The 23,170-nt window shown below is 65.2% G+C and carries 22 protein-coding genes; 15 read left to right on the top strand and 7 right to left on the bottom strand.

Features of this window, described 5'->3' with window-relative positions:
• Nucleotides 1–43: 43 nt before the first annotated feature.
• From QUV11_RS15615 to QUV11_RS15595, 5 genes are all read right to left on the bottom strand, one after another.
• Nucleotides 44–319: a hypothetical protein gene (locus QUV11_RS15615; protein WP_300883825.1), complete on the bottom strand. Its 276-nt coding sequence runs from the start codon at nucleotides 317–319 to the stop codon at nucleotides 44–46.
• A gap of 405 nt (nucleotides 320–724) precedes the next feature.
• A complete protein-coding gene (locus QUV11_RS15610) occupies nucleotides 725–1,723 on the bottom strand; it encodes an NADP-dependent oxidoreductase (RefSeq protein WP_300883824.1) in 999 nt (332 codons plus the stop codon).
• Between the two features lie 136 nt (nucleotides 1,724–1,859).
• A complete protein-coding gene (locus QUV11_RS15605; RefSeq protein ID WP_300883822.1) occupies nucleotides 1,860–3,419 on the bottom strand; it encodes a long-chain-fatty-acid--CoA ligase in 1,560 nt (519 codons plus the stop codon).
• A gap of 6 nt (nucleotides 3,420–3,425) precedes the next feature.
• Nucleotides 3,426–4,886 (bottom strand): carotenoid oxygenase family protein, encoded by a 1,461-nt coding sequence (locus tag QUV11_RS15600; RefSeq protein WP_300883820.1) that lies wholly within the window; start codon nucleotides 4,884–4,886, stop codon nucleotides 3,426–3,428.
• 84 nt (nucleotides 4,887–4,970) lie between these two features.
• Nucleotides 4,971–7,280, bottom strand: coding sequence for a TonB-dependent receptor (locus QUV11_RS15595; protein ID WP_300883819.1), 2,310 nt, complete (start codon nucleotides 7,278–7,280; stop codon nucleotides 4,971–4,973).
• A 213-nt stretch (nucleotides 7,281–7,493) separates the two neighbouring features.
• On the opposite strand from QUV11_RS15595, the gene QUV11_RS15590 reads away from it, so the two are divergent.
• The 6 genes from QUV11_RS15590 to QUV11_RS15565 all read left to right on the top strand — a co-directional run bounded on the left by QUV11_RS15590 (nucleotide 7,494) and on the right by QUV11_RS15565 (nucleotide 13,606).
• A complete protein-coding gene (locus QUV11_RS15590; protein WP_300883818.1) occupies nucleotides 7,494–9,614 on the top strand; it encodes a molybdopterin-dependent oxidoreductase in 2,121 nt (706 codons plus the stop codon).
• Between the two features lie 205 nt (nucleotides 9,615–9,819).
• Entirely contained in the window at nucleotides 9,820–10,131 is a 312-nt protein-coding gene (locus QUV11_RS15585) for a Rieske (2Fe-2S) protein (protein WP_300883817.1), read from the top strand.
• The gene (locus tag QUV11_RS15580) at nucleotides 10,128–10,892 is read left to right on the top strand and encodes an SDR family oxidoreductase (RefSeq protein WP_300883816.1); all 765 of its coding nucleotides are present in this window, start codon (nucleotides 10,128–10,130) and stop codon (nucleotides 10,890–10,892) included. The genes QUV11_RS15585 and QUV11_RS15580 overlap by 4 nt, the downstream gene beginning before the upstream one ends.
• A gap of 109 nt (nucleotides 10,893–11,001) precedes the next feature.
• Nucleotides 11,002–11,754, top strand: coding sequence for an SDR family NAD(P)-dependent oxidoreductase (locus QUV11_RS15575; protein WP_300883815.1), 753 nt, complete (start codon nucleotides 11,002–11,004; stop codon nucleotides 11,752–11,754).
• 35 nt (nucleotides 11,755–11,789) lie between these two features.
• Nucleotides 11,790–12,803 (top strand): NADP-dependent oxidoreductase, encoded by a 1,014-nt coding sequence (locus QUV11_RS15570; protein ID WP_300883814.1) that lies wholly within the window; start codon nucleotides 11,790–11,792, stop codon nucleotides 12,801–12,803.
• An 80-nt stretch (nucleotides 12,804–12,883) separates the two neighbouring features.
• Nucleotides 12,884–13,606 (top strand): SDR family NAD(P)-dependent oxidoreductase, encoded by a 723-nt coding sequence (locus QUV11_RS15565; RefSeq protein WP_300883813.1) that lies wholly within the window; start codon nucleotides 12,884–12,886, stop codon nucleotides 13,604–13,606.
• Nucleotides 13,607–13,617: 11 nt separating this feature from the next.
• Here the strand turns inward: QUV11_RS15565 and QUV11_RS15560 are convergent, their stop codons facing one another.
• Together QUV11_RS15560 and QUV11_RS15555 are read right to left on the bottom strand one after the other, a co-directional pair.
• Nucleotides 13,618–13,914, bottom strand: coding sequence for a type II toxin-antitoxin system RelE/ParE family toxin (locus QUV11_RS15560; RefSeq protein WP_300883812.1), 297 nt, complete (start codon nucleotides 13,912–13,914; stop codon nucleotides 13,618–13,620).
• Between the two features lie 5 nt (nucleotides 13,915–13,919).
• Nucleotides 13,920–14,174: a type II toxin-antitoxin system ParD family antitoxin gene (locus tag QUV11_RS15555; protein ID WP_300883811.1), complete on the bottom strand. Its 255-nt coding sequence runs from the start codon at nucleotides 14,172–14,174 to the stop codon at nucleotides 13,920–13,922.
• A gap of 135 nt (nucleotides 14,175–14,309) precedes the next feature.
• Between QUV11_RS15555 and QUV11_RS15550 the strand changes: the two genes are divergently transcribed.
• The 9 genes from QUV11_RS15550 to QUV11_RS15510 all read left to right on the top strand — a co-directional run bounded on the left by QUV11_RS15550 (nucleotide 14,310) and on the right by QUV11_RS15510 (nucleotide 22,965).
• The gene (locus QUV11_RS15550) at nucleotides 14,310–15,581 is read left to right on the top strand and encodes a cytochrome P450 (protein ID WP_300883810.1); all 1,272 of its coding nucleotides are present in this window, start codon (nucleotides 14,310–14,312) and stop codon (nucleotides 15,579–15,581) included.
• Complete coding sequence (locus QUV11_RS15545) at nucleotides 15,578–16,669, top strand: acyl-CoA dehydrogenase family protein (protein WP_300883809.1); 1,092 nt, start codon at nucleotides 15,578–15,580, stop codon at nucleotides 16,667–16,669. Before QUV11_RS15550 ends, QUV11_RS15545 begins: the two co-directional genes overlap by 4 nt.
• Nucleotides 16,666–17,067 (top strand): OB-fold domain-containing protein, encoded by a 402-nt coding sequence (locus tag QUV11_RS15540; RefSeq protein ID WP_300883808.1) that lies wholly within the window; start codon nucleotides 16,666–16,668, stop codon nucleotides 17,065–17,067. The genes QUV11_RS15545 and QUV11_RS15540 overlap by 4 nt, the downstream gene beginning before the upstream one ends.
• Complete coding sequence (locus QUV11_RS15535) at nucleotides 17,064–18,209, top strand: thiolase family protein (protein WP_300883807.1); 1,146 nt, start codon at nucleotides 17,064–17,066, stop codon at nucleotides 18,207–18,209. Before QUV11_RS15540 ends, QUV11_RS15535 begins: the two co-directional genes overlap by 4 nt.
• A 3-nt stretch (nucleotides 18,210–18,212) precedes the next feature.
• Nucleotides 18,213–18,983 carry an SDR family oxidoreductase gene (locus QUV11_RS15530; RefSeq protein ID WP_300883806.1) on the top strand — a complete coding sequence of 257 codons (771 nt, stop codon included), beginning with the start codon at nucleotides 18,213–18,215 and terminating at the stop codon, nucleotides 18,981–18,983.
• A gap of 15 nt (nucleotides 18,984–18,998) precedes the next feature.
• On the top strand, nucleotides 18,999–19,748 hold the full coding sequence (locus QUV11_RS15525) for a ThuA domain-containing protein (RefSeq protein ID WP_300883805.1): 750 nt from the start codon (nucleotides 18,999–19,001) through the stop codon (nucleotides 19,746–19,748).
• 3 nt (nucleotides 19,749–19,751) lie between these two features.
• Entirely contained in the window at nucleotides 19,752–20,960 is a 1,209-nt protein-coding gene (locus QUV11_RS15520; protein WP_300883804.1) for an acyl-CoA dehydrogenase family protein, read from the top strand.
• Between the two features lie 183 nt (nucleotides 20,961–21,143).
• Nucleotides 21,144–22,055 (top strand): SDR family oxidoreductase, encoded by a 912-nt coding sequence (locus tag QUV11_RS15515; RefSeq protein ID WP_300883803.1) that lies wholly within the window; start codon nucleotides 21,144–21,146, stop codon nucleotides 22,053–22,055.
• 94 nt (nucleotides 22,056–22,149) lie between these two features.
• A complete protein-coding gene (locus QUV11_RS15510) occupies nucleotides 22,150–22,965 on the top strand; it encodes a helix-turn-helix transcriptional regulator (protein WP_300883802.1) in 816 nt (271 codons plus the stop codon).
• Nucleotides 22,966–23,170: the final 205 nt, after the last annotated feature.

Raw genomic sequence — 23,170 nt, 5'->3', positions numbered from 1 at the left:
CTTACTTTCCGGCGCGTGGCCGGTCGGCGTATGAACTGACGAATCAATCCAGACGCGCGAGTTCCTTCTTGGAAAGCGAGGTCGAAACCTTGCCTTCGCCAGCGGTCAGGGTCGAGGCGCCGATGCGCACGACCTTGCCCTTGTAGATGACCAGGGCCGAGCCGTCTTCGAGAACGCGGGTCACCTTGCCGACGCGCTTGCCTTCGGCGTCATAGATGGTCTGGTTCTTCGAGATCAGGGCATCGTCCTGAGCGAAAGCGGGAGCAGCGGTGGCTGCGAGAAGCACGGCGCCGATCAGGGCGGAAGCACGAATGTTCATGGGTAGCATTCCTTTCAATCATGGGGAAGATTGGCCCCTGAACAGGGCTTTCTTTAACGCTACCTATTTAAGTGCGCGGTTGATAAGTTGCAAACCGAAATGCTGCATTTGCGAATGCTATTTTTGCAGGCGTGGTTGCAGTTTATGCATGTCTTGGAATTTGCTCAGTATTCCAATGGCTTACCCATAGACCGAAGATATTGCATTGCAACAGAGTTGCGCAATTCTGCATTGGACGGGCGCAGACCTGCTTTTCAAGGCAACCCAATACGCTGATATTCTCTCTGCCCGGTCCCCTGCGCAGGCAGAGGCCCAACTTCTGACCGTCGCGCGTGACTCACGCGCAGGCGATGGGTCCCCGGCTTCGCGGGGAACCGGGAATCCCGCCAGGATTGAGCGAGCGCGCTAGAGCTTCAGCATCTGCTTGCCGCGATTTGCGCCGGAGAACAGCCGCTGCATCGTCTGCGGCGCATTCTCGAAGCCGTGCTGGATGTCCTCGCGATAGGTCAGTTGCCCCTCGTGCACGAAGCCCGCGAGCCGCTTGCGGATCTGCGGGAACTCGGCCGCCCAGTCGAGCACGATGAACCCGGTCATCGTCGCGCGGCGGAAGATCAGGTTGAAATAGTTCTGCGGGCCTGCGGGCATGCTGCCGGTCTCGTAACGGCTGATGCCGCCGCAGATGACGACGCGCGCGTTGGTGGCGATGTGGGCCAGCATGTCGTCGAGGATCGCCCCGCCGACATTGTCGAAGATGACATCGACGCCGTTCGGGCACTGCTGCTTGATCGCGCCCTTCAATCCGCCTGCCTTGTAGTCGATTGCGGCGTCATAGCCTGCCTCCTCGACCAGCCAAGCGCACTTGTCCGCCCCGCCCGCGATGCCGACCACGCGGCAACCCGCCAGCTTGGCCAGTTGCCCGACGATCGATCCGGTGGCGCCCGCCGCGCCCGAAACCAGCACGGTATCGCCCGCCACGGGCCTGCCGATCTTGAACAGCCCGCAATAGGCGGTCATCCCGGTGGTGCCGAGCACCGACATCATCGCGGTGGGCGGCAGCGCCGGGTCGCACGGCACCAGCCCCTCGCCATCGGACAGGTGATATTCGGTCCAGCCGGTCGAGCCGATCACCATCGTGCCGACGGGAAACTTGCCGCCGTTCGATTCGATCACCTCGGATATCGCAGAGCCGCGCATCACCTCGCCGATCTCGGTCGGCGCGACATAATCGGCGATGTTCTCCATCCAGCCCTTCTGCGCGGGGTCGAAGCCCAGATACTGCGTCTTGAGCAGCATCTGCCCGGAGCCTGGCGACGGCAGGTCGATGGTGACCAGTTCGAAGTCGCTGTCCTCGACCGGACGGCCGCGCGGGCGGCCTGCGATCAGCCATTGGCGGGTGGTGGTCATGATTATCGTCTCCCAAAAAAACTTCGGTCTCCCGCGAAGGCGGGAGCCCATCTCCTAAGCTGTCACCCGGCACAACGGTCGGGAGATGGGCCCCCGCCTGCGCGGGGGACCGGCATTTTCCGGAGGTGGCTGCGCCTCACCCGATCTGCCGCTCGCCCTCCTGCCAGTAGAGCTTGCGCAACTCCTTCTTGAGCACCTTGCCCGAGGGGTTGCGCGGCAGTTCGGACACGAAATCGACGCCCTTGGGGCATTTGAACCCGGCGATATGCGTGCGCGCAAAGGCGATCAGCCCGGCCTCATCGACCGCTTCGCCGTCCTTCAACACCACGATCGCCTTGACCGCCTCACCCCAGCGCGGATCGGGCACGCCGATCACCGCGCAATCGCGCACGGCAGGATGATGGTGCAGCGCGTTCTCGACCTCGGCGGGGTAGATGTTCTCTCCGCCCGAGACGATCATGTCCTTCACCCGATCGTAGAGGTAGAGATAGCCATCGGCGTCCATGTACGCCGCATCGCCGGTGCGGTACCAGCCGTCGACGAACGCCGATGCGTTGGCGTCGGCCAGGTTGTGATAGCCCGCCATCACCAGAGGCGCACGCACCCAGACCTCGCCGACCTCGCCCGCCGCGCGATCCTGCCCGTCCTCGCCGACGATGCGCAACTCGACATCGGGGAACGGCTTGCCGCACCCTGCCATCCGAGCGGTGCCTGCGACATCATGGTCCTCGGGCGGCAGATAGACGATCGTGCCGCTGGTTTCGGTCGCGCCGTACATCTGCACGAACTGCGCGTTGGGGAACATCCGCATCGAGCGGCTGAGCACATCGAGCGGGATCGGCGAGGCGCCATAAGGCAGCACCCGCATCGACGAGAAATCCGCATTCTGCGCATCGGGATGGTTCAAGATCATGTTGAGAACCGCGGGCACCGCGAACATCTTGGTGATGCCGTGGCGCTGCACCGCCGCGATGATCACCGCGACATCGGGCTGGGCGAGGATCACCCCGGTGCCGCCGCCGTTCAACGTCTGCATCACCCACGCCGTGCCGCCGATATGGAACAAGGGCATCGCCACCAGCGACACATCGCTCGCCAGCCACGCCGCCCAGTCCTCGCCGATCTTGCGCCCCTGGCTCAGCGATGCGGCGAGACTGCCATGGGTGAGCAGTGCGCCCTTGGGGTGACCGGTGGTGCCCGAGGTGTAGAGTTGCACCGCGACATCGCTCGGCGTCAGCGCCGCGAGCGAGCGATCGGGCGCAAAGCCTTGCACCCAGCCGCGAAAAGGCGCCCGTCCCTCGAAATCGCCATCGCCAAGCAGGATCGTTTCCAGCCCGGCCTCGTCGCGCACCGCCAGCGCGTTGTCGAGCACCGCCGCCTGGGTCAGCAGGAAGCGCGCGCCGGCGTCCTTGATGATGTAGGCGATCTCGCGCGGCACCAGCCGCCAGTTGACCGCCACCGTCACCGCGCCGAGGCGCAACGCCGCGATCAGCAGGATGACGTAATCGATGGTGTTGAGGCCCAGGAACGCCACCCGGTCGCCCTTGCCGATACCGCTTTGCTTCAGCGCCGCGACGCAGCGGCACACTAGATCGTCGAGCTGCGCATAGCTCAGCGTCTCGTCGTCCTGGATCAGCGCGGTCTTGTCGGGGGTGGCGGCCGCGCCGCGCGCCACCATGTCGGCGATCATGCTCATCGCCGCTCAGTGCGCCAGCGCGCGGGCATACAGATCGCCGTCTGCGGGATAGAAATTGCAGTGGAAGCCGCTGGGCACGCGGAACGGCACCAGCACGCGGGCGATCGGCCCGGCGGCGATATCGAGCGCGTTGAAGATCGCCAGTTCGCTCCCCGGCGCGTTGGCACGGTGGACCAATGTCATCGCATAGCCGTCGGCCTCGCCCTCGGGCCCGGTCTTGGCGCCCAGCCGCGGCGCAAACACCAGCTCGCCCGCCGCTGCGCCTTTGCCGAAATGATAGATGTCCTCCGCACCCGTCACCGTATCGAAGCGCAGCGCGGCGTCCAAACCCTCGACCCGGGCATCGCGCGATTCCAAATTGATGTTGGCAAAGCTGTGCCGCGTCTTGCGCGTCATCAGCCGGTCGTCGGGGCGCGGGAACTGCAGGTCGCGTTCGTTCAAGACCTCCTCGCGGATGAAATCGGTGTTGGCATTGAGGTCGATCGTCCAGCGGCGCAGGCTCTGGCGGGTGCCCGAATGGGTCGCGCGCACCCCGGTCTCGTCGGGGAACAAGGCGGTGCCGTTGGCGGCGGCAACGTCCGCGATGATCTTGCCGCCCTCCTCCCAGACGTTGAGCTCATGGAACATGTGGCGCGGCTCGTATTCGAACCAGCGGACTTCATCGGCGCTGCCGTTGCGCGGCATCACCGCGAGCTTGGACGGGCGATCATTGACCCAGGCGGTCATCGGCCCGCCGCGCATGAACCGGCCGAGGTCGGTATCGATCGGCAGCACCGGGAACACCACCCAGTTCTGCGTGACGAAGAAGGTGTGCATCAGGCTCATGTGCGGCACCGGGATCACCTGGCTGCGGGTGAGCGCGCCGGAGCGGTCGATGATGTCGTAGCGGATTTCCGCAGCGCCCATTGGCCCGTTGATCATCGCGCCGATGTTGATCATCTCGCCGGTGGCATAATCGATCTTGGGATGCGCCGAGAACGTCGTCGAGATGGTGCCGCCATAATGGTCCTCGCCCAGCGTCGACAGATCGCGCGGGTTCAGCACCACCGGCGGCGCGCCTTCCATCAAAGCGAGCAACTTGCCGCCATGGATGATGATGTTGGTGTTGGCGGTGTTGTAGCGCTTGCCCTGAACCGAAGGATCGGCGGTCATCGGATTGCCGAACACCCCGAACAGGCGTTCGCCGGCGGCCTTTTCCAGCTCGAACTTCTCGGTCCGCACCCAGCGGTTGCGCATCGCAACGCGGCCATCCTCGATGAAGAAGCCGTAGACCATGCCGTCGCCATCGAACCAGTGATACTCGTCGCCGCGTGTCGGATGCAGCGGCTCGGGCCCGTTGCGATAGAACACGCCTGCGAGATTTTGCGGGATTTCGCCTTCGATCACCAGATCGGGCGCATCGGCCTCGAACCGGTTGGGGGCGTGGTGGCCGTGCAGATACGGGTGAGGCGGAAAAGGCTTGGCCATAGCTTACGCGGTTGCGATCCCGTTGGTGTGGTTGAGGTCGGGCCCGCCGCCCCGATCAAGCGAGCGGCGGGCCTGATCAGGCTATCAGAATTCGAGCATGACTTCCGCACCCAGCTGGCGGGGCGGGCGGACACCGGCAAAGGCGAACAGCCCCGCCACCGGCAGCGTGCTCGAAAGCCCGCGATTGTCGAGCAGGTTCCGCCCGAAGACGCTGAAGGTCGCAGAAGCCCCCCCGAAGTCGTGCTTGTAGGACAGCGTCGTATCGAGAATTTCGCGTTCCGATGACTCGCAGCGCCGGTCGTTGGTGATGATGCCCTGCGCCTGCAGCGCCGGATCGGTGACGATGCAGGTGGTGTAGGCGTCGACATAGCGGAAGATGGTGCTCCAGCGGAACTCGCCATCGCCCACCGGACGGGTGTAGTCGAAGCCGGCCGACCAGGCATATTTGGGCGCGCGGCGCAGATCGAGATCGGAGACATCGATGCCGCCGCGTACGAAGTTCTGGTATTGGGCGTCGAGATAGGTGGCCGAGAAATTGAACGAGAGATTGTCCGCGGGCAGCGCGACGATTTCTAGCTCGATGCCCTTGATCCGCGCGGAGGCGGCGTTCTCGACGATGGTTTCCTGCGCCTGGATGGCGTTGAATGGCGCCACGGTGGGCCGCACCAGCTCTTCCTGCTTGTCCGAATAATCGGTCTGGAAAATCGCGATGTTGGTGCGCAGGCGGCGGTCGAGCCAGTCGGCCTTCAAGCCGATCTCATAGGCATCGACGATTTCCGGCTGATACGGGCCGATCGCGGTTGGGGTTGCCGCACGACCGTTGAAGCCGCCCGAGCGGAAGCCGCGCGAGTAGGACCCATAGATCAGCTGCCCACCCTCGAACTGATAATCGAGGCTGGCGCGATAAGTGAACTCGCCAAAATTTTCCGCCGCAGCGCACGATGCCGCGGTGATCCCGGCAAAGCCGATCGGGCACGACCCGTCGGCGCTCAATGCGAAGTTGGTGACCAGCGCCTTTTCGTCGCGGGTGTAGCGGCCGCCCACGCCGAAGGTGAGCTGGTCCGACAGCTTGAAGCGCGCATCGGCAAAACCGGCATAGGATTTGGAATCGCCGATCGAAAGCTGGAACGCGCTGGCGCCGGGGCCCAAAAAGCCGAAGAACGAGGTCTGCCGCAAGGTGTACCGGCTGTCGAAATAATAGCCACCCAGCACGATATCCATCCACTCGGTGACATCGCCGGCAAAGCGGATTTCCTGGCTGAACTGCTCGTAATTCTGGATGCGCAGCGTGTCGAAGAAGTTGATCGACGACGAGTCGAAGTCCTGCCGCACGCTCTCCTTGTTCTTGCGCCAGCCGGTGATCGAGGTCAGCGTAAAGTCGCCCAGCTCGAAGGTCACCGTGCCGCTGATCGCATCGGTCTTGTTGGTGACGGGGGTCTGGATGTTGCCGAACGCGGTGTAGAGCAGCTTGCTGTTGGTGGGCAGGCGGTTGCACTGGTTGTCGGGGATGCCGAAGGCGCGGACCGTGCCGACACCGGGCACCGGGACCTGCAGACAGATCAGGTCGAGATCGTTCGAGACGCTCGCGGTCGCGACTTCTCCGTCCTCTTCCTGATGTTCATAGGTGATCACCGCCTCGATGCTGTCGCTGGGGGTGATCAGCGCGGTGACGCCTGCGGTCCACACCTCGTATTCGTTGGTGCGCCGGTTGCCCTGCGTCACGTTGCGCAGATAGCCGTCGGTGTTGTCGTAGAAGAAAAAGCCCTTGAGCGCGAGGAAGTCGCCGATCATCGGGGTGTTGACCACCAGACGGCCGCGCACGGTGTTGTATTCGGCATAGCCGATCGAGGCGCGCACGCCCCATTCGCCGGTGGGCTTGCTGCGCCGCACGTTGATCACGCCGCCGATGGTGTTGCGGCCGAACAGGGTGCCCTGCGGCCCGCGCAGGATCTCGATCGATTCCAGGTCGAACGCATCGAGCAACTGTCCGGTGTTGGTGCCGATGAAGACATCGTCGACCACCACGCCGACCGCGGGATCGAAGCTCTTCTCGATATCCTCGAAGCTGATCCCGCGAATGGCGATGGCAGCCGCCGATGGCCCGGCGTTGACCGGATCGACCACCAGGCCCGGCACACGCCCGGCAAAGTCGCGAAGGTCATCGACCGCGCCGGTGGCCAGCGCCTCGGCATCGATCGCCGACACCGCAACCGGAACGGCCTGCAGCGATTCCTCGCGGCGCTGGGCGGTGACGACAATGGTGCGCAGCCCGCTCTCCTGCGCGATCTCCGCGCCGTCGGCAGCCTGGTCCTGAGCAAGGGCGGACGATGGTGCGGCCAGCGTGGCCATACCCAGCGCGAGTGCCGACACTGACAGATAGGTAGATACCCTCATCAAAAACCCTCCCCTGTTGCTGCGGTTCATGCCCGCACCATTTTTTCATGTTGCGCAGAAATGACCCGCTCGCCGCGATGGCTCAAGTGTCAAAAATGACAGTCGCGGCCCCTACGGCATCGGCTAGGCTGCGCTGCATAAGGCCATGATCCGGCCGTGATGCTGCGCGTCCCCGCGTGGCCCGTCGGACCATGTCCAGGGGAGGTTCAAGCCATGCCGGTGCAGCGCAGCTTCTGCCGTTTTTGCCATGCCAATTGCGCGATCCTGGTCGAGACCGAGGGCGACACCGTGGTGCGCGTTTCGGGCGACCCCGAGGACCCGGTGTTCGGCGGCTATACCTGCATCAAGGGCCGCCAGCTGCCCGAGGCGCACCATCATCCCGAGCGGCTGAGGCAATCGCAGAAAAAGGGCGCAGACGGCTTCACGCCGATCGCCAGCGAGCAGGCGCTCGACGAGATCGCCGAGAAGCTGAAGGCGCTGATCGACGAGCATGGTCCCGACAGCGTGGCGATCTATGCCGGCACCTATTCGTTCCAGAACTCCGCCGGCGTCGCTTCGGCGATGGCGTTCGCGCAGGGGCTGGGCACGCGGCATTTCTACACCAGCGTGACGCTGGACCAGCCCGCCAAGGTCTATACCGCGTTCCAGTACGGCCAGTGGCAGGGCGGCGGGCATGTCTTCGGCGAGGCCGATGTCGCCTTCTTCATCGGCAACAACCCGATCGTCTCGCATTACGGCCCGCCCGGTGGCCTGCCGCCCTTCTCGCCCTCGCGCCGGTTGCGCGATGCGATCGAAGGCGGCCTCAAGCTGATCGTCGCCGATCCGCGGACAAGTGATGTCGCGGCGCTCGCGCATATCCATCTGCCCGTGAAGCCCGGCGAAGACCCCGCGCTGCTGGCGGGGATGATCCATGTGATCCTCGAAGAGCGGCTGTATGACGAGGCGTTCGTGCAAGGCTGTGTCGATGGCCTCGCCGAACTGAAAGAGGCGGTAGCGGGGTTTGCGCCTGCGGTCGCGGCAGCGCGCGCCGGTGTCAGCGAAGCCGATCTGGTCGCCGCCGCGCGCATGTTCGCGGGCGGCACTAAGGGCTCGGCCAGCACCGGCACCGGGCCGGAGATGGCGGGCAACGGCACGCTGACCCAGTATCTGGTGAGCAGCCTCAACATCCTGTGCGGGCGTTTCTGCCGCGAGGGCGAAAAGAGCTCGATCCCGCGCATCTTTACCCCGGTCACCCCGCGCCGCGCGCAGGTCAGTCCGCCGATGAAATTATGGGGTGAGGGTTTCCCCGCGTCGCGCTTTCGCGGGCTTACCCATCTGATGAGCGAGATGCCGTGCAACGTGCTGGCGGACGAAATCCTCACCCCGGGCAAGGGTCAGGTCAAGGCGCTGATCTCGATCGGCGGCAACCCGATGCTCGCCTTTCCCGATCAGGACAAGATGGCTCGCGCGATTGAGGCGCTCGATCTGTTCGTAAGCGTCGATATCCGCGCAGAGGGCGTCTCCGCCCGCCGCTCCGACTATATCCTCGCGCCCTTGATGTGCCTCGAGCGCGACGACATCTCGTCGCTCTCCGAATGGTGGTACGAAATCCCTTATGCGCGCTACACCGATGCGATCCTGCCGCGTCCGGGGGATCTGCTCGACGAATACGAAATGCTCTGGGGGCTGGCGAAACGATTGGGCACCGGGCTGCCGCTGGCCGGTGGCCCCTGCCCGATGGACGCCTGCCCCGACAAGCAGAGCTTCCTCGACATGGCGGTTGCGGGCTGCGTCGTTCCGCCCAGCCAGGTCCGCGCCGACAGCCCGGACGGCAAGGCGGTGATCTATGACGACAGGCACCCGATCGTCGAGCCGGCAGAGCCCGGGCACGAGGCGCGGTTCGATCTGGCGGGCGGGGCGATGCCGTCGCAGCTGATCGCTTATGGCACCAATGACCCGGCGACGCAGGGCTTCCCGTTCCGGCTGATCTCGCGCCGCAGCCGTCACCGGTTCAATTCGACCGGCGGGCACCTGTCCGCGCTCGCGGCCAAGCGCACCACCAACCCGGCGCATATCCACCCGGATGATCTTGCGGGCCTCGGCGTATCCGATGGCGAGATGATCCGCATCGCCTCGCCGCATGGCGAGGTGCATGCGCTCGCCAAGGCCTCGGATGCGCTGCGCCCGGGCGTGATCTCGATGGCACACGGCTATGGCGATCCCGACTTTGGCCCCGATGCGGTGCCGACCCGCGGCGGATCGACCAACCGCCTGGTGTCGGAAACCAGCGGCTTCGATCCGATCACCGGCCAGGCGCTGCAAAGCGCGATTCCGGTGAGGGTGCTGCGTGTTTGAAGGCGCCACCCAAATCCTCCCCTGCAAGGGGAGGTGGATCGCCACAGGCGAGACGGAGGGGTATTCCCGTCCACGAGCGGGTGACACCCCTCCACCACTGACCTTTGGCCAGCGGTCCCCCTCCCCTTGCAGGGGAGGATTGCAAGGGAGCCTATCACCTAGGATAGGATTGAACCCACGGCACTTTCCCGCCATCACACCAGCAATGACCTTCACCCCTGTTACCCCATCGGACATCGCACCGGGCACCACCCGTTTTGTGCAGCATGACGGTGCAGCATTTCTGATCGTGCGCGATGCCGATGGCAGCGTGCATGCGCTCGACGGTCTGTGCAGCCACGCGCTACTGCCGCTCGAGGGCGCACGGGTGCGGCGCGGACACATCCTGTGTCCGCACCACGGCGCGCGCTTCGATATCACCACCGGCGCCGCCAAGGGACCCCCCGCATATTGCGGCCTCACACATTATCCGACCCAAGAGAAAGACGGCATGATCGAACTGGACCTTAAGCCATGACATTCGACATCAGGAACAAGGTGGTGCTGATCACCGGCGCCGCATCGGGCATCGGCGCAGCCACCGCAAGGTTGGCGGCCGAGCGCGGCGCGCATGTCATCGCCACCGATGTCGACGGCGTGAAGATGCAGGGGGTCGCCGCCGATTGCGGCTGCATCGGCCTCACCCACGACGTTACCAGCGAGGACCATTGGGACAACGCCATCGCCGCGGCCGTGCATCACCACGGACGGCTCGATGCGCTGGTCTCCAACGCTGGGATCGTCAATTACGAACCGATCATCAACCTCGACATGGCGCGCTTCCGCCGGCTCAACCAGGTGCATGTCGAAGGCAGCTTCATCGGCCTCAAGAAAGCGGTGGCGCAGATGCGGGCCCAGGCGAACGGCGAACCTGCGACCGGCAGCATCATCCTCACCGCATCGGTGATGGCCAATTGCGCCGCGCCTGCCATCTCGGCCTATGCGGTCGCCAAGGCTGCAATGGCCAACATGGCGCGCGCGGTCGGGGTCGAGGTCGGCCGCAAGGGCGACATGATCCGCGTCAACGCCGTCTGCCCAGGCCCCACCCGCACGCCCTTGCTGGAGGGTGCGATGCCCGCAGGCGCGATGGACGATCCGGCGCACTGGACCGACGTGCCCTTGGGCGTGCCGCAGGAGCCCGAGGACATCGCCGAGAGCATCCTCTTCCTGATCAGCGAGGAATCCTCGTTCATGACCGCGACGCAAATGGTGGTCGACGGCGGATGGAGCCTGACATGATGCCTTGGCGCGCGAAAAGTCCGTTTGTCCCGAGCGTGTCGAGGGACGTATGTGCAAGGTTGGCGATCACGTCCCTCGACTTCGCTCGGGACAAACGGAAGGGGGGCTTATGACCAAGAACGCCATCGTCACGGGCGCCACTTCTGGCATCGGCCGCGCCACCGCGCTGCGGCTCGCCAAGGCCGGCTTCCATATCATCGCCACCGGGCGCAGCCACGAGCGCGGCGCCGAGACTGTGCGGCAGGTTCGGGCAGCCGGGGGAACGGCAGAGTTTCACAGCTTCGATGTCACCTCCGAAAGCGACTGGGCGGCGTTTGCTGATACGGTCACCGCCGCGCATTCCTCGGTCGATGCGCTGATCAACTCGGCAGGCTCGTTCTTTTCCAAGCCGCTGCCCGACACGACGCTCGAAGAGTTTCGCGAGCTGTGGACCGCCGATGTCGAAAGCGTGGTGCTGGGTACCAAATATGCCCTGCGGATGATGCGCGACACGAAGACCGCAGGCTCGATCGTCAACATCTCCTCGCTCGCCGGGCTGATCGGGCTCGACGACTGCTCGGCTTATTGCGCGGCCAAGGCGGCGGTGACCCATTTCAGCCGGGTGGCGGCGCTGGAAGGCGCGCAGCTTGATCCCAAGGTGCGAGTCAACTCGCTCAACCCCGGCGTGATCTACACCGAGATGATCACCGGCGCTTATGGCGACAGCGATGCGGTCAAGGCGTTCGTGATGGATGGCAACGCGCTGCAGCGCGTCGGCACCGCCGAGGACATCGCCAGCGCCGCGACCTTCCTCGCAAGCCCGGCCGCGCGCATGGTCACCGGCACCGCGATGCTGGTCGATGGCGGCCGCGGCGCGGACTGACCTTTCTTCCCCTTTTTCCGGAGATTTTCCAGACCATGACCAGCAACCGCCAGTTCATCCTCAAGCGCCGCCCCGATGGCGCTCCGGTCGCCGACGATTTCGCGCTCGAGACCTCGACCCTGCCCGCGCTGGAGGACGGCCAGTTCCTGATCCGCAACCATTATGCCTCGCTCGATCCCGCGCAGCGCGGCTGGATGTCGGATGCCGAAAGCTACATGCCGCCGATCCCACTGGGTGCGCCGGTGCGCGCGACCACCATCGGCGTGGTCGAGGAGAGCAAGGCCGACGGCTTCGCCAAGGGCCAGTGGGTGCTGGGATTGAACGCGATCGAGGACTATTCGGTCGGCACCGTGGGCGGCTTCACCCAGCCGATCGACCCGCACGCGGTGCCATCGGTGACCAATTATCTCTCGCTGTTCGGCGCGGTGGGGATGACCGCCTATTTCGGCTTCATCGAGGTGTGCGAGCCCAAGGCCGGCGACACGGTGCTGGTCACCGGCGCGGCAGGCGCGGTGGGGTCTTTGGTCGGGCAGATCGCCAAGATCCTGGGCTGCACCGTCATCGGCATCGCCGGCGGCGCGGAAAAGTGCGCGCGGCTGACCGAGCGCTATGGCTTCGACCACGCGATCGACTATCGCGGCAAGGACATGGCCGCGCTCGATGCCGCGATCAAGGCGGTCGCGCCCGATGGCGTGGACGTGATCTTCGAGAATGTCGGCGGCGACATTCTGGATGCGGGGCTGATGAACCTGCGCCATGGCGCGCGGATCGGGCTGTGCGGCCTGATCAGCGAATATAATTCGCCGCACCCCGTGGGCGCGCGCAACATCTGGCAGCTCATCGTCCACCGCGCCTCGATCCGCGGGCTTCTGGTCGCCGATTACGTGCCGCGCTTTGCCAAGGGCGGCGCGAAGATGGGCGAATGGGCGGCGTCCGGCCGGCTGGTGGTCGACGAGCATATCGACGAGGGGCTCGACAATGCGCTGCCCGCGTTCCTGCGGCTGTTCGAGGGATCGAACCAGGGCAAGATGATCCTCAAGATCGCCTGACCCTACGCACCCTCACGGGCTGGACACGCGCCATCAATGCTGCGCAGATGGTCCTGCCCCAACGCTTCGAAGGAACGAGCATGAGCAGACTGAACGGACGCAAGGCGCTTGTCACGGGCGCCGCATCGGGGATCGGCGCGGCGACCGTGCGCCGCCTGCTGGCCGATGGCGCGACGGTGCTGGCCTGCGATATCAGCAGCGACGGGCTCGCCGGGACCTACAACCATGTCGCCAATCTTGCCGATCGCCAAGCGATTGCCACGCTCGCTGCGGTGGCGGAAAGCCAGCTCGGCGGGCTTGATATCCTGATCAACAACGCCGGGGTCTGCCCGGTGGGGACGCTCGACGAGCTCACCGACGACCAGTGGCAGTTCGGGCTCGACGTCAACCTGCTGGCGCCGGCGCGGCTGTCCAAGGCGTGCCTCGCGCTGCTCAAGGCGTCGAAGGCGGGCCGGGTGATCAACACCGGATCGATCCTGTCGCGCTATGGCGATGCGGGCCTGGGCGCCTATGCGGCGTCCAAGCATGCGATCCTGGGCTTCACCCGCTCGCTGGCGATGGAGCTTGGCCCTTATGGCGTCACGGTCAACTGCGTGCAGCCCGGCTGCATCGTCACCGGGATGACCCGAGGGATGCTCGAGAACGAGGCTGCGGCGGAGTATTATCGCGACAAATCGGCGCTCAAGCGGCTGGGCCAGCCCGAGGATATCGCCGATGTCATCGCGTTTCTGGCCAGCGACGACGCGCGCTTCATCACCGGCCAGGGAATCATCGCCGATGGCGGGGTGATGACGCACAGCTGAGGGCGGATCCCTCAGTCCTCGTCGAATTGCGCCGCCACATCGCGGCTGGCGTTGAGCACAGCGACCACCGTGACACGTGATTCGTCGTATCGGAAGAAGATGAGATAATTGCCGACAGGCGTGCTGCGTAACTCCGTTGCCAGCTCGGGCCGTTGCGTTCCAAGGGTTGCGGACAGTTGGGCAAGCTTCGCGCATTTGCCCAACAGCCGTTTTCGAAACCCCAGGGCTGGGCCTCGGCCGCCGCTTTCACGCGCGATGTAGGTCGTTATCTCCGCCAGTTGCCTTCGGGCAGCCGTGGTGATGACCAACCGCCTCATGCGGCCAGCTCACCGCTTTTCTCCAGATCATCCAGAACCTTGTCGAGATAGGCATCGACCTCTTCGATCGTATGCTCGCCACCTTCCGCGATCGCCGCCTCGATCGTCTCGCGCAGCGCCGCGAGCTTCACCTCGCGTTCCTCGACCAGGCGCAATCCCTCGCGCACGATTTCGCTCGCCGAGCCATAACGCCCGGTCTTGAGCAGCGCCTCGACATAGGTTTCCCAGCGCTCGCCGATCGATACGTTCATGGGCTCATTCCTCCTGCAATTCGGCTCCGGACAATAGCCCAATAACACAAACAGCACAATTTTCGTTATTGGGCCAATCGCTGCAACCTAGCATTTTCGACTATCGCCGCCGGACGGAGGCGCGGGCTATGACGGATGCATGACAGACCAGAAACGCGGGAGCAGGCAGTGACGGTGGCAGCGGAGCAGACAAGCTTTTTCCATCCCGACGTGCTGTCCGATCCCTTTGCCTTCTATCAGGCGACCATCCCCAGCCAGCCGGTGTATCACGATACCGCCAGCGGGCTGTATCTGGTGCTCAGCCACAGGCTGGTCAGCGAGGCGACCGGGCGCACGGAAGATTTTTCCAACAATTTCCAGGCGGTACTGTCCGGCGCGCGGTCCGAAGACCCCGAGGTCAAGGCGATCCTCGCGGATGGCTGGCCGCAGGTCGATACGCTGCTGACCGCCGATCCGCCGGTGCACACGCGCTTTCGCAAGCTGGTCAACCTCGCCTTCTCGGCGCCGCGGGTAAACAAGCTCGAAGCGCATATCCGCGAGATCGCGCGCGACCTGATCGACACGATGCTGGCGAAGGACGACGTGAATTTCATCCGCGATTTCGCCATGCCGCTGCCGATCCGGATGATCTCCGAACAACTCGGGCTCACGCATGAGGACCCGGGCACGATCAAGCGCTGGACCGACGCCTTCGTCGACCGGCTGGGCGGGATGGTGCCACGCGAGCGCGAACTGCAATGCGCGCGCGAGGTGGTCGAGTTTCAGCACGCGATCAAGGCGCAGATGGACCTGCGCCGTGCCAACCCCACAGACGATCTGCTGTCCGACCTGGTGCATGCCGAGGTCGAAGGCGAGCGGCCGCTGAACGATGGCGAGCTGCTCTCGATCGTCCAGCAGCTGCTGGTCGCGGGCAACGAGACTACGACCGCGACGCTCGCCGAAGGCATCATCCTGCTGGCACGCAACCCGGGCGAACTCGCCAAGGCCAAGGCCGACCCCAAGATCATCCCCAACATGATCGAGGAAATGCTGCGGCTGGCCAGCGCCTCGTCGGGGATCTGGCGGGTGATGAAGCAGGAGGCCGAGCTCGGCGGCGTGACGCTGCCCGCAGGCGCGATGGTGATGATGCGCTATGCCGCCGCCAATCGCGACCCGGAGAAATACGAGAACCCCGATGCGTTCATCGCCGACCGCGCCAATGCCCGCACCCATCTCGCCTTTGGCCGCGGCATCCATATGTGCGTCGGCAACATGCTCAGCCGCAAGGAAATGACCGTGGCGTTCGAGGAACTGCTGCCGCGCATTGCCGGCATCACGCTCACCGACGAGGGCGCCATCGCCTATCACCCCAACATGATGCTGCGCGGTCCGTCTTCGGTGCCTGTGCGCTTCGAGCGCTCGCCATGAACTTCGACTATGACGAAAGCCAGTTGCTGTTCCGCGCCTCGGTCGAGCGGTTCCTGGACGGGCGCGACATCGCCGCGCGCAAGGCGCAGCGCGCTCAGCCGGGCGGCATCGACCGCAACCGCTGGCAGGCCATGGCGGAGCTTGGCCTGACCGCGATGGCGCTGCCCGAAGCGAAAGGCGGGCTGGGCAGCAGCGCGCTCGATCTGGTGGCGGTGGGTGAAAGCTTCGGCCAGCGGATTTCCTCGGACAACTGGCTGGAGAACGCCGTGCTGCCGCTGGCGCTGGCCGGCCGGGGGCTTGCCGAGGGTCATGGTGTGATCGACGCGCTGGCAAGCGGCGAGGCAGTGGCCGCGCTCGCGCTGTTCGAGCCGTCCGGACGACACGTCCCCTTGCCGCGCAGCACCACCGCCAAGCGCGCCGGATCGGGATACAGCCTCAGCGGCGACAAGACCTTCGTCATCGGCGGAATGGCGGCCGACTGGCTGCTGGTCAGCGCGCTGGCAGACGGCGAGCCGGCGCTGTTCCTGGTTGCTGCCAATGCCACCGGCGTGTTCCGCCGAAGCTATCAGATCATCGACGGCAACATCGCCTGCGAGCTGCAATTGCGCGGCTGCGAGGTGGCACAAGACGCGCGGCTCGATCTGGATTGGGCAGACGTCGAAGAGGTGCTGACCACCGGGCGTCTGGTGGCCGCAGCCGAGATGACCGGGCTGGCGCAGCGGCTGTTCGACGATACGTTGGGCTATGTCCGCCAGCGCGAACAGTTCGGCCAGGCGATCGGGCGGTTTCAGGCGATCCAGCACCGCATGGTCGAATGCTATGCCTTGGTCGACCAGTGCCACAGCGCGTTGATCGCCGCCGTCACATCGGGCGAGGCTTCGGAGATTGCAGGCATGAAGACGATCATCGCTGAGGCGGCGCTGCACATCGGCCGCGAGGCGGTGCAACTGCATGGCGGCATGGGCACCACCGATGAGCTCGAAATCGGCCATGCCCACAAAAGAGTTTTGCTGCTCGCGCAATGGCTGGGCGATCCGGCATCGGGGCTCGATATCTATGCGGCGGATACCGCAAGGGCTGCAGCATGACCGCGCCTGCCCCCGTGGCCGATGGCCTGTGGACCGATGAGGCCGAGCCGCGGCTGATCGGCGGGCAGAACCGCGACACCGGTGCAATCGTCTTCCCGATGCCGCAGGGCGATGCTGCGCAGCAATTCGATGCCGTGCCGCTGTCGCGCACTGGCACATTATGGTCGTGGACCAGCCAGGATTTCCGCCCCAAATCCCCGCCTTATGCCGGGCCCGAGGCGTTCACCCCGTTCCTCGTCGGTTATGTCGAATTGCCAGGGCAGGTGATCGTCGAGACTCGGATCGAGGGGGCGCAGCTTTCTGACCTTTCGCTGAGCATGGCGATGGAACTGGTTCTGACCGAGTTCGCTCCGGGGCGCACCACCTTTGCCTTCCAGCCTGCAGGAGCGCGCGCATGACCAACGCCCAGATCATCGGCGCAGGCATCCACCCGTTCGGGCGCACCGATGGCCGCTCGGGGCGCGACCAGGGCGTGTTCGCGGTTCGCCAGGCGCTCGCCGACGCGGGCCTCGAATGGACCGATATCGAATGCGCCTATGGTGGCTCGGAAGGCGCGGGCAATGCCGATATCATGGTCAACGAGCTCGGGCTGACCGGCCTTCCCTTCATCAACGTCTCCAACGGCTGCGCCACCGGCGGCAGCGCGCTCGCCTCGGCGCGCAATGCAGTCGCCGCCGGGCAATGCGACATCGCGCTGGCAGTCGGCTTCGACAAGCATCCGCGCGGCGCGTTCAACGCCAAGCCGGGCGACTGGGGTCTGCCCGAATGGTATGGCGAAACCGGCATGATGCTGACCACGCAGTTCTTCGCGATGAAGATCCAGCGCTATATGCAGATGCACGGCATCAGCCGCCGGACCTTGGGGATGGTCGCCGAAAAGGCGTTCCGCAACGGCACCTTGTGCGAGCACGCCTGGCGGCGCTCGCCGGTCGATCTCGACACCATTTTGAACGCGCCGATGGTCAACGATCCGCTGACCAAATACATGTTCTGCTCGCCAGCAGAAGGCGCGGTCGCGCTGATCATCGCGTCGGAAAAGAAAGCCAAGCAACTCGGTGCCGACGGCGTGAAGATCGCCAGCATCGCGGTGCGCACCCGCCCGCCCGGATCGTTCGAGGTATTCGCGCCCGCCATCAGCGTCGAGCGCGGCGGCAAGCCGACCGAGCTTGCCAGCAAGGCGGCGTTCGAGGCCGCAGGCATCGGCCCCGAGGACATCGATGTCGCCCAATTGCAGGACACCGAATCGGGTGCGGAAATCATGCACATGGCCGAGAACGGCTTCTGCCGGGATGGCGAGCAGGAGCAGTGGTTTGCCGAAGGCCGCACCGAACTGGGCGGACAATTGCCGGTCAACACCGATGGCGGCTGCCTCGCGTGCGGCGAGCCGATCGGCGCATCGGGGCTGCGTCAGGTCTATGAAAACACCGTGCAGCTGCGCGGACGCGGCGGCGCGCGGCAGGTGCCGGGCAACCCCAAGACCGCCTACAGCCATGTCTATGGCGCGCCCGGGCTTTCTGCCGTCGCGATACTGGAGCGTTAGAATATGGGCATGATGCAGGGCAAGGTCGCGCTGATTTCTGGCGGGGCGGAAGGCATAGGCGGCGCGACCGGACGCCGCATCGTCGCCGAGGGCGGCAGCGTGGTGCTGGGCGACGTGCAGTTCGACAAGGCCAAGGCCCTGGCCTCGGAGCTGGGCGAGCGCGCGATGGCGGTGTCGCTCGACGTGCGCGATCTGGCGCAATGGGAGGCCGCGGTGCAGGCGGCGGTGGCGACCTTCGGCAAGCTGACCCATCTGGTCAATGTCGCCGGCATCTCCGAGCCCGGAACGGTGCCCGAGGTCGACCTCGACAGCTGGCAGCGTACCATCGACATCAACTTGAACGGCACCTTCAACGGCTGCCGCGCGGCGATCCCCGCAATCGCCGCCGCGCACGAGCCCGGCGCGATCGTCAACATCGGCTCGATGCTCGCGCTGCGCGTCGGTTCGGGCTTTGCGGCCTATTGCGCGTCGAAGGCGGCAGTGACCGCGCTGACCAAGACCATCGCGCTCGATTGCGCCGAAAAGGGCCTGCCCATCCGCGCCAACACCGTCCACCCCGGCGCGATCCGCACGCCGATGTTCGAGCGCTATCTCGAGGCGCTGCCGGGCACAAACGAGGAGGTCGAGGCGATGTTCGCCGCCAACCACCCGATGGGCCGCGTCGGCGAGGCCGCCGAAGTCGTCAACGCCATCGTTTTCCTGCTGTCCGATCAGGCCAGTTTCACCACCGGTGTCGATTTTACCGTCGATGGCGGTGGCCATTTCCGCAGCTAAGAGGCAGATTGAGGCATGGCTGAACGGATCGATGCGCACTTCGTCGCGGCGGGCAAATATCACGACATCGACTTCGCCCGGCTCGAGGTGCTCAAACTGCTGGCCGAGCACGACACCATCCGCACCACCGTGGCGCACGATTACAACGGCGTCGCCGAACGCCTGCCCGCGTGCCGTTTCCTGGTTACCTACACCTGCGACCTGATGCCGTCTGCGGCCCAAGCGCAGGCGATCGCCGCGTTCCTGGAAAAGGGCGGGCGCTGGCTGGCGCTGCACGGCACCAACTCGATCCTGCGCTTTACCGAAGCCGGGGTCGACAGCCCCGAGGAGCGCCCCGATGTCATGCAGATGCTGGGCACCCAGTTCAAGGCGCACCCGCCGATCGGCGCGCCGTTCACCGTCGAGATGGTCGACACCGACCATGACGTGACCCGCGGAATGAGCGATTTCGACGTGGTCGACGAGCTGTATCTGATGAAACAGGTGAGCGACATCCGCACCCTGGCGCAGACCCGCTTTGCGGGCGAAGCGACCGGCTTTGTCGATGCCGATTGGCCCGAGACCGTGGTGCCGGTGATCTACACGCGCGCGATCGGTGCGGGCGGCATCCTGTACAACACCCTGGGCCATTGCCGCGGGCATTACGACCTGCCGGGCATGCAGGATTTCTACCCGCATCCGGAAAAATGCGCGTGGAACTACCCCATCTATTACGAACTGTTGCGCCGCAGCATCCTCTGGGCGACCGGAACTGGCGGGATTTGACGCATGGACATGGATTTCACCCCTGACGAGCTCGCCTTCGAGGCCGAGGTCCGCAGCTTTCTCAAGACGCATCTCACCGATCGGCTGATCGATGGCGCACGGCGCACGCCCGGCGTGTTCGTCGAGCCCGACATCGGCCTCGAATGGCAGCGGATCCTGCACGCCAAGGGCTGGCTGGCGACGCACTGGCCGGTCGAGGACGGCGGCACCGGCTGGACACCGGTGCAACGCTATATCTTCGAGAAGGAATGCGCGCATGCAGGCGCCCCGGCACTGCCCGTGCTCGGCCTCAAGCTGGTCGGCCCGGTGATCTGCCGCTTCGGCACGCCCGAACAGAAGGCGCGCTTCCTGCCGCGGATATTGTCGGCCGAAGATTACTGGTGCCAGGGCTATTCCGAACCCGGTTCGGGATCGGACCTTGCCAGCCTCAAGACGCGGGCGGTGCTGCAGGGCGGCGAGTATCGCATCAACGGCTCCAAGATCTGGACCACGCACGCGCATTACGCCAACTGGATCTTCTGCCTGGTGCGCACCGACGCGCAAGTTTCGGCGCAGCGCGGCATCACCTTCCTGCTGGTGCCGATGGACCAGCCGGGAATCACCGTCACCCCGATCATCACCATGGCGGGCGACCATGAGGTCAACCAGGTGTTCCTCGACGATGCCGTGAGCAGCGCCGACAACCGCATCGGCGAGGAGGGCCAGGGCTGGACCATCGCCAAGTTCCTGCTCGAGAACGAACGCGGCGGATCGTGCTTCGCGCCCAAATTGCTGGTCGATATCGACCGGCTGATGATGGCGGCAGGCGCGGTGCCCAGCGGCACCAACGGCGCGATCGCGCATGACCCGGTAATCGCGCGCAAGCTCGCCTCGCTGCGCCTGCGCGCACGCGCCTTCGAGATCAGCGAACTGCGAATCCTCGCCGAAATCGCCAAGGGTCGTCCGCCCGGCCCCCAGACCTCGCTGATCAAATTGTTCTCGGCCAATCTGCGCCAGGAGCTCGATACGCTGGCGATGGAGATTCACGGCCTGCAGGGCCTGCAGCTCCCCGCCGAACGCCCGCTCTATGGCAACGAGGCACCCGAGCCGGTGGGATCGGTCGACGCGCAGATGGCCGCGGGCCGCTACCTCAATTCGCGCGCCTGGACGATCTTTGGCGGATCGGACGAGGTGCAGAAGAACATCATCGCCAAGACCGTGCTGGGGTTGTGAGTATCACCAAATCCTCCCCTGCAAGGGGAGGGGGACCACGCAGTGGTGGAGGGGCAGCGGTATTGCGCATTCGGTCGATCGACGCATAATCCCGCTTCCCCACCGTCAGTCCTGCGGACTGCCACCTCCCCTAAAGGGGAGGATTTGAAGGTCAGCACAGACCACAACGCACAGGAGCCTCCAATGGACATCACCCAGATCATGTACCGCCCCGGCCTGATGCAGGGCGAGCGCATCCTGGTCACCGGGGGCGGCACCGGCCTTGGCAAGGTGATGGCTGAAGCCTTCCTCTATCTGGGCGCCGAGGTGCATATCTGCGGGCGGCGCGGCGCGGTGCTCGAGGAAACCGCCGACGAATTGATGACCCGGCATGGCGGCACGGTCGGCGCGCACGCCTGCGACATCCGCGACCCGCAGGCGATCGACGCGATGATCGCGCACATCTGGTCGCAGCACGGTCCGCTCACCGGCCTGGTCAACAACGCCGCCGGCAACTTCGTCAGCCGTACCGAGGATCTGAGCGTCAATGGCTTCAACGCGATTTCGGACATCGTGTTTCGCGGCACCTTCTACATCACCCACAATGTCGGCAAGCGGATGATCGCGGAGAACATTCGCGGCAATTTCCTCGCGATCCTGACCACCTGGGTGTGGAACGGCGGACCGTTCACGGTGCCGTCTGCGATGTCCAAGGCGGGGATCAACGTCATGACGCAATCGCTCGCCACCGAATGGGGCCGCTATGGGCTGCGCTTCAACGCGATCGCGCCGGGCACCTTCCCCACCAAGGGGATGACCGAACGGCTGTCGCCCGGCAATGCGCAGGGGTTGCAGGGCCAGAACGCCGACCGCAGCAACCCGATGGGCCGGGTGGGCGCAATGCACGAGCTCGCCAATCTGGCGGTGCTGCTGATGGGGCGCGGCGCCGAGTATATCAACGGCCAGACCATCGCCATCGACGGCGCGGGATACCAGGCCAATTCGGGCAATTTCTACCAGAGCCTGTCGCGGATGGATGACCAGCAATGGGCGGATATGGCCGCGATGATTCGCGGCGCCAACGACAAGGATAAGGCCGCGCGCACCACAAAGTGATCGAACAGCGCGAAGGCTCAACATTCCGTAGCGTTGTCCGGCTCTCTGGCATAGTCTTCGCGGCGGAGAGCAGGATCGAATCAAAGGCAAGACCATGATCGAGACACCACGTCCATTCACCGAGAAGGCCGAGGGCCGCAACAACCCGGTCAACACGCTGGCACAGCGCGTCACCATCCGCCGGGTCGAGGACATCCGCGATGCCGCGGTCGCGCTGCACGAAATGTCGCAGACTCGCGGGTTTCGCGTGGCCGCCTGCGACGACATTTCCTCCAAGGAGCCGATGGTCGATGCCGATGGCGCGATCATCAACGGTGAGATCTTCGGCTGGATGGCCGATGGCGAGCGCTGGTGGGAGGACACCCGCCTGGCGCTCAACTCGCCGCTGCCGCGCGCCTGCCGCTATGAGAGCGAGCCCTTCTGGTGCAACGAACACGGCATGTTCGGCCGCTGGCGCAACGAATATCTCGAGGAAATGGACCTTACCGATTTCCGCAAGCGCTCTTTGTGCCATGCCGCGATCATGGTGCCGATCCACCTGCCCTTCGGCCAGATCGGATCGGTGAGCTTTACGCCGCTCGACAAGGAGCTGACCGACCTGTCCGAGCCGTTCGAAAAGCATGCCGACCTGATGGCGGCGATGACGCGGCGGTTCATCGCGGGCTATGTCACGGTGATGCGCACCAAGCGGCGGATTCCTGCGGACTGCATGCTGTCGAAGCGCGAGGTCGAGTGCCTGCGCTGGGCGGCGATCGGCAAGACCGACAAGGAGATCAGCATGATCCTCGACCGCAGCCACGCCACCATCCGCTACCACATCCACCGCGCCGGCGAAAAACTCGACGCGGTCAACCGCAGCCAGACGATCTTCAAGGCTGGGCAATTGGGCTATCTTGGGGCGAGCGATTAATACAAATCCTCCCCGAGCTTGCTGGGGGAGGGGGACCGCCCGCGAAGCGGGTGGTGGAGGGGAAGCGGTTCGGCACGGCTTCCTTGAACTGCACTATCCCGCTTCCCCTCCACCCCCGACCTGCGGTCGGCGGTCCCCCTCCCCCAGCAAGCTGGGGGAGGATTTTGGATAGCGCTACCCCACCACCCTCACCGGATCACTCCCG

This window comes from Blastomonas sp. (assembly GCF_030373265.1).
Classification (GTDB): Bacteria; Pseudomonadota; Alphaproteobacteria; order Sphingomonadales; family Sphingomonadaceae; genus Blastomonas.
Note: the sequence above shows the minus strand (reverse complement) of the source record. Positions and strands in the feature narration are given on the sequence as shown.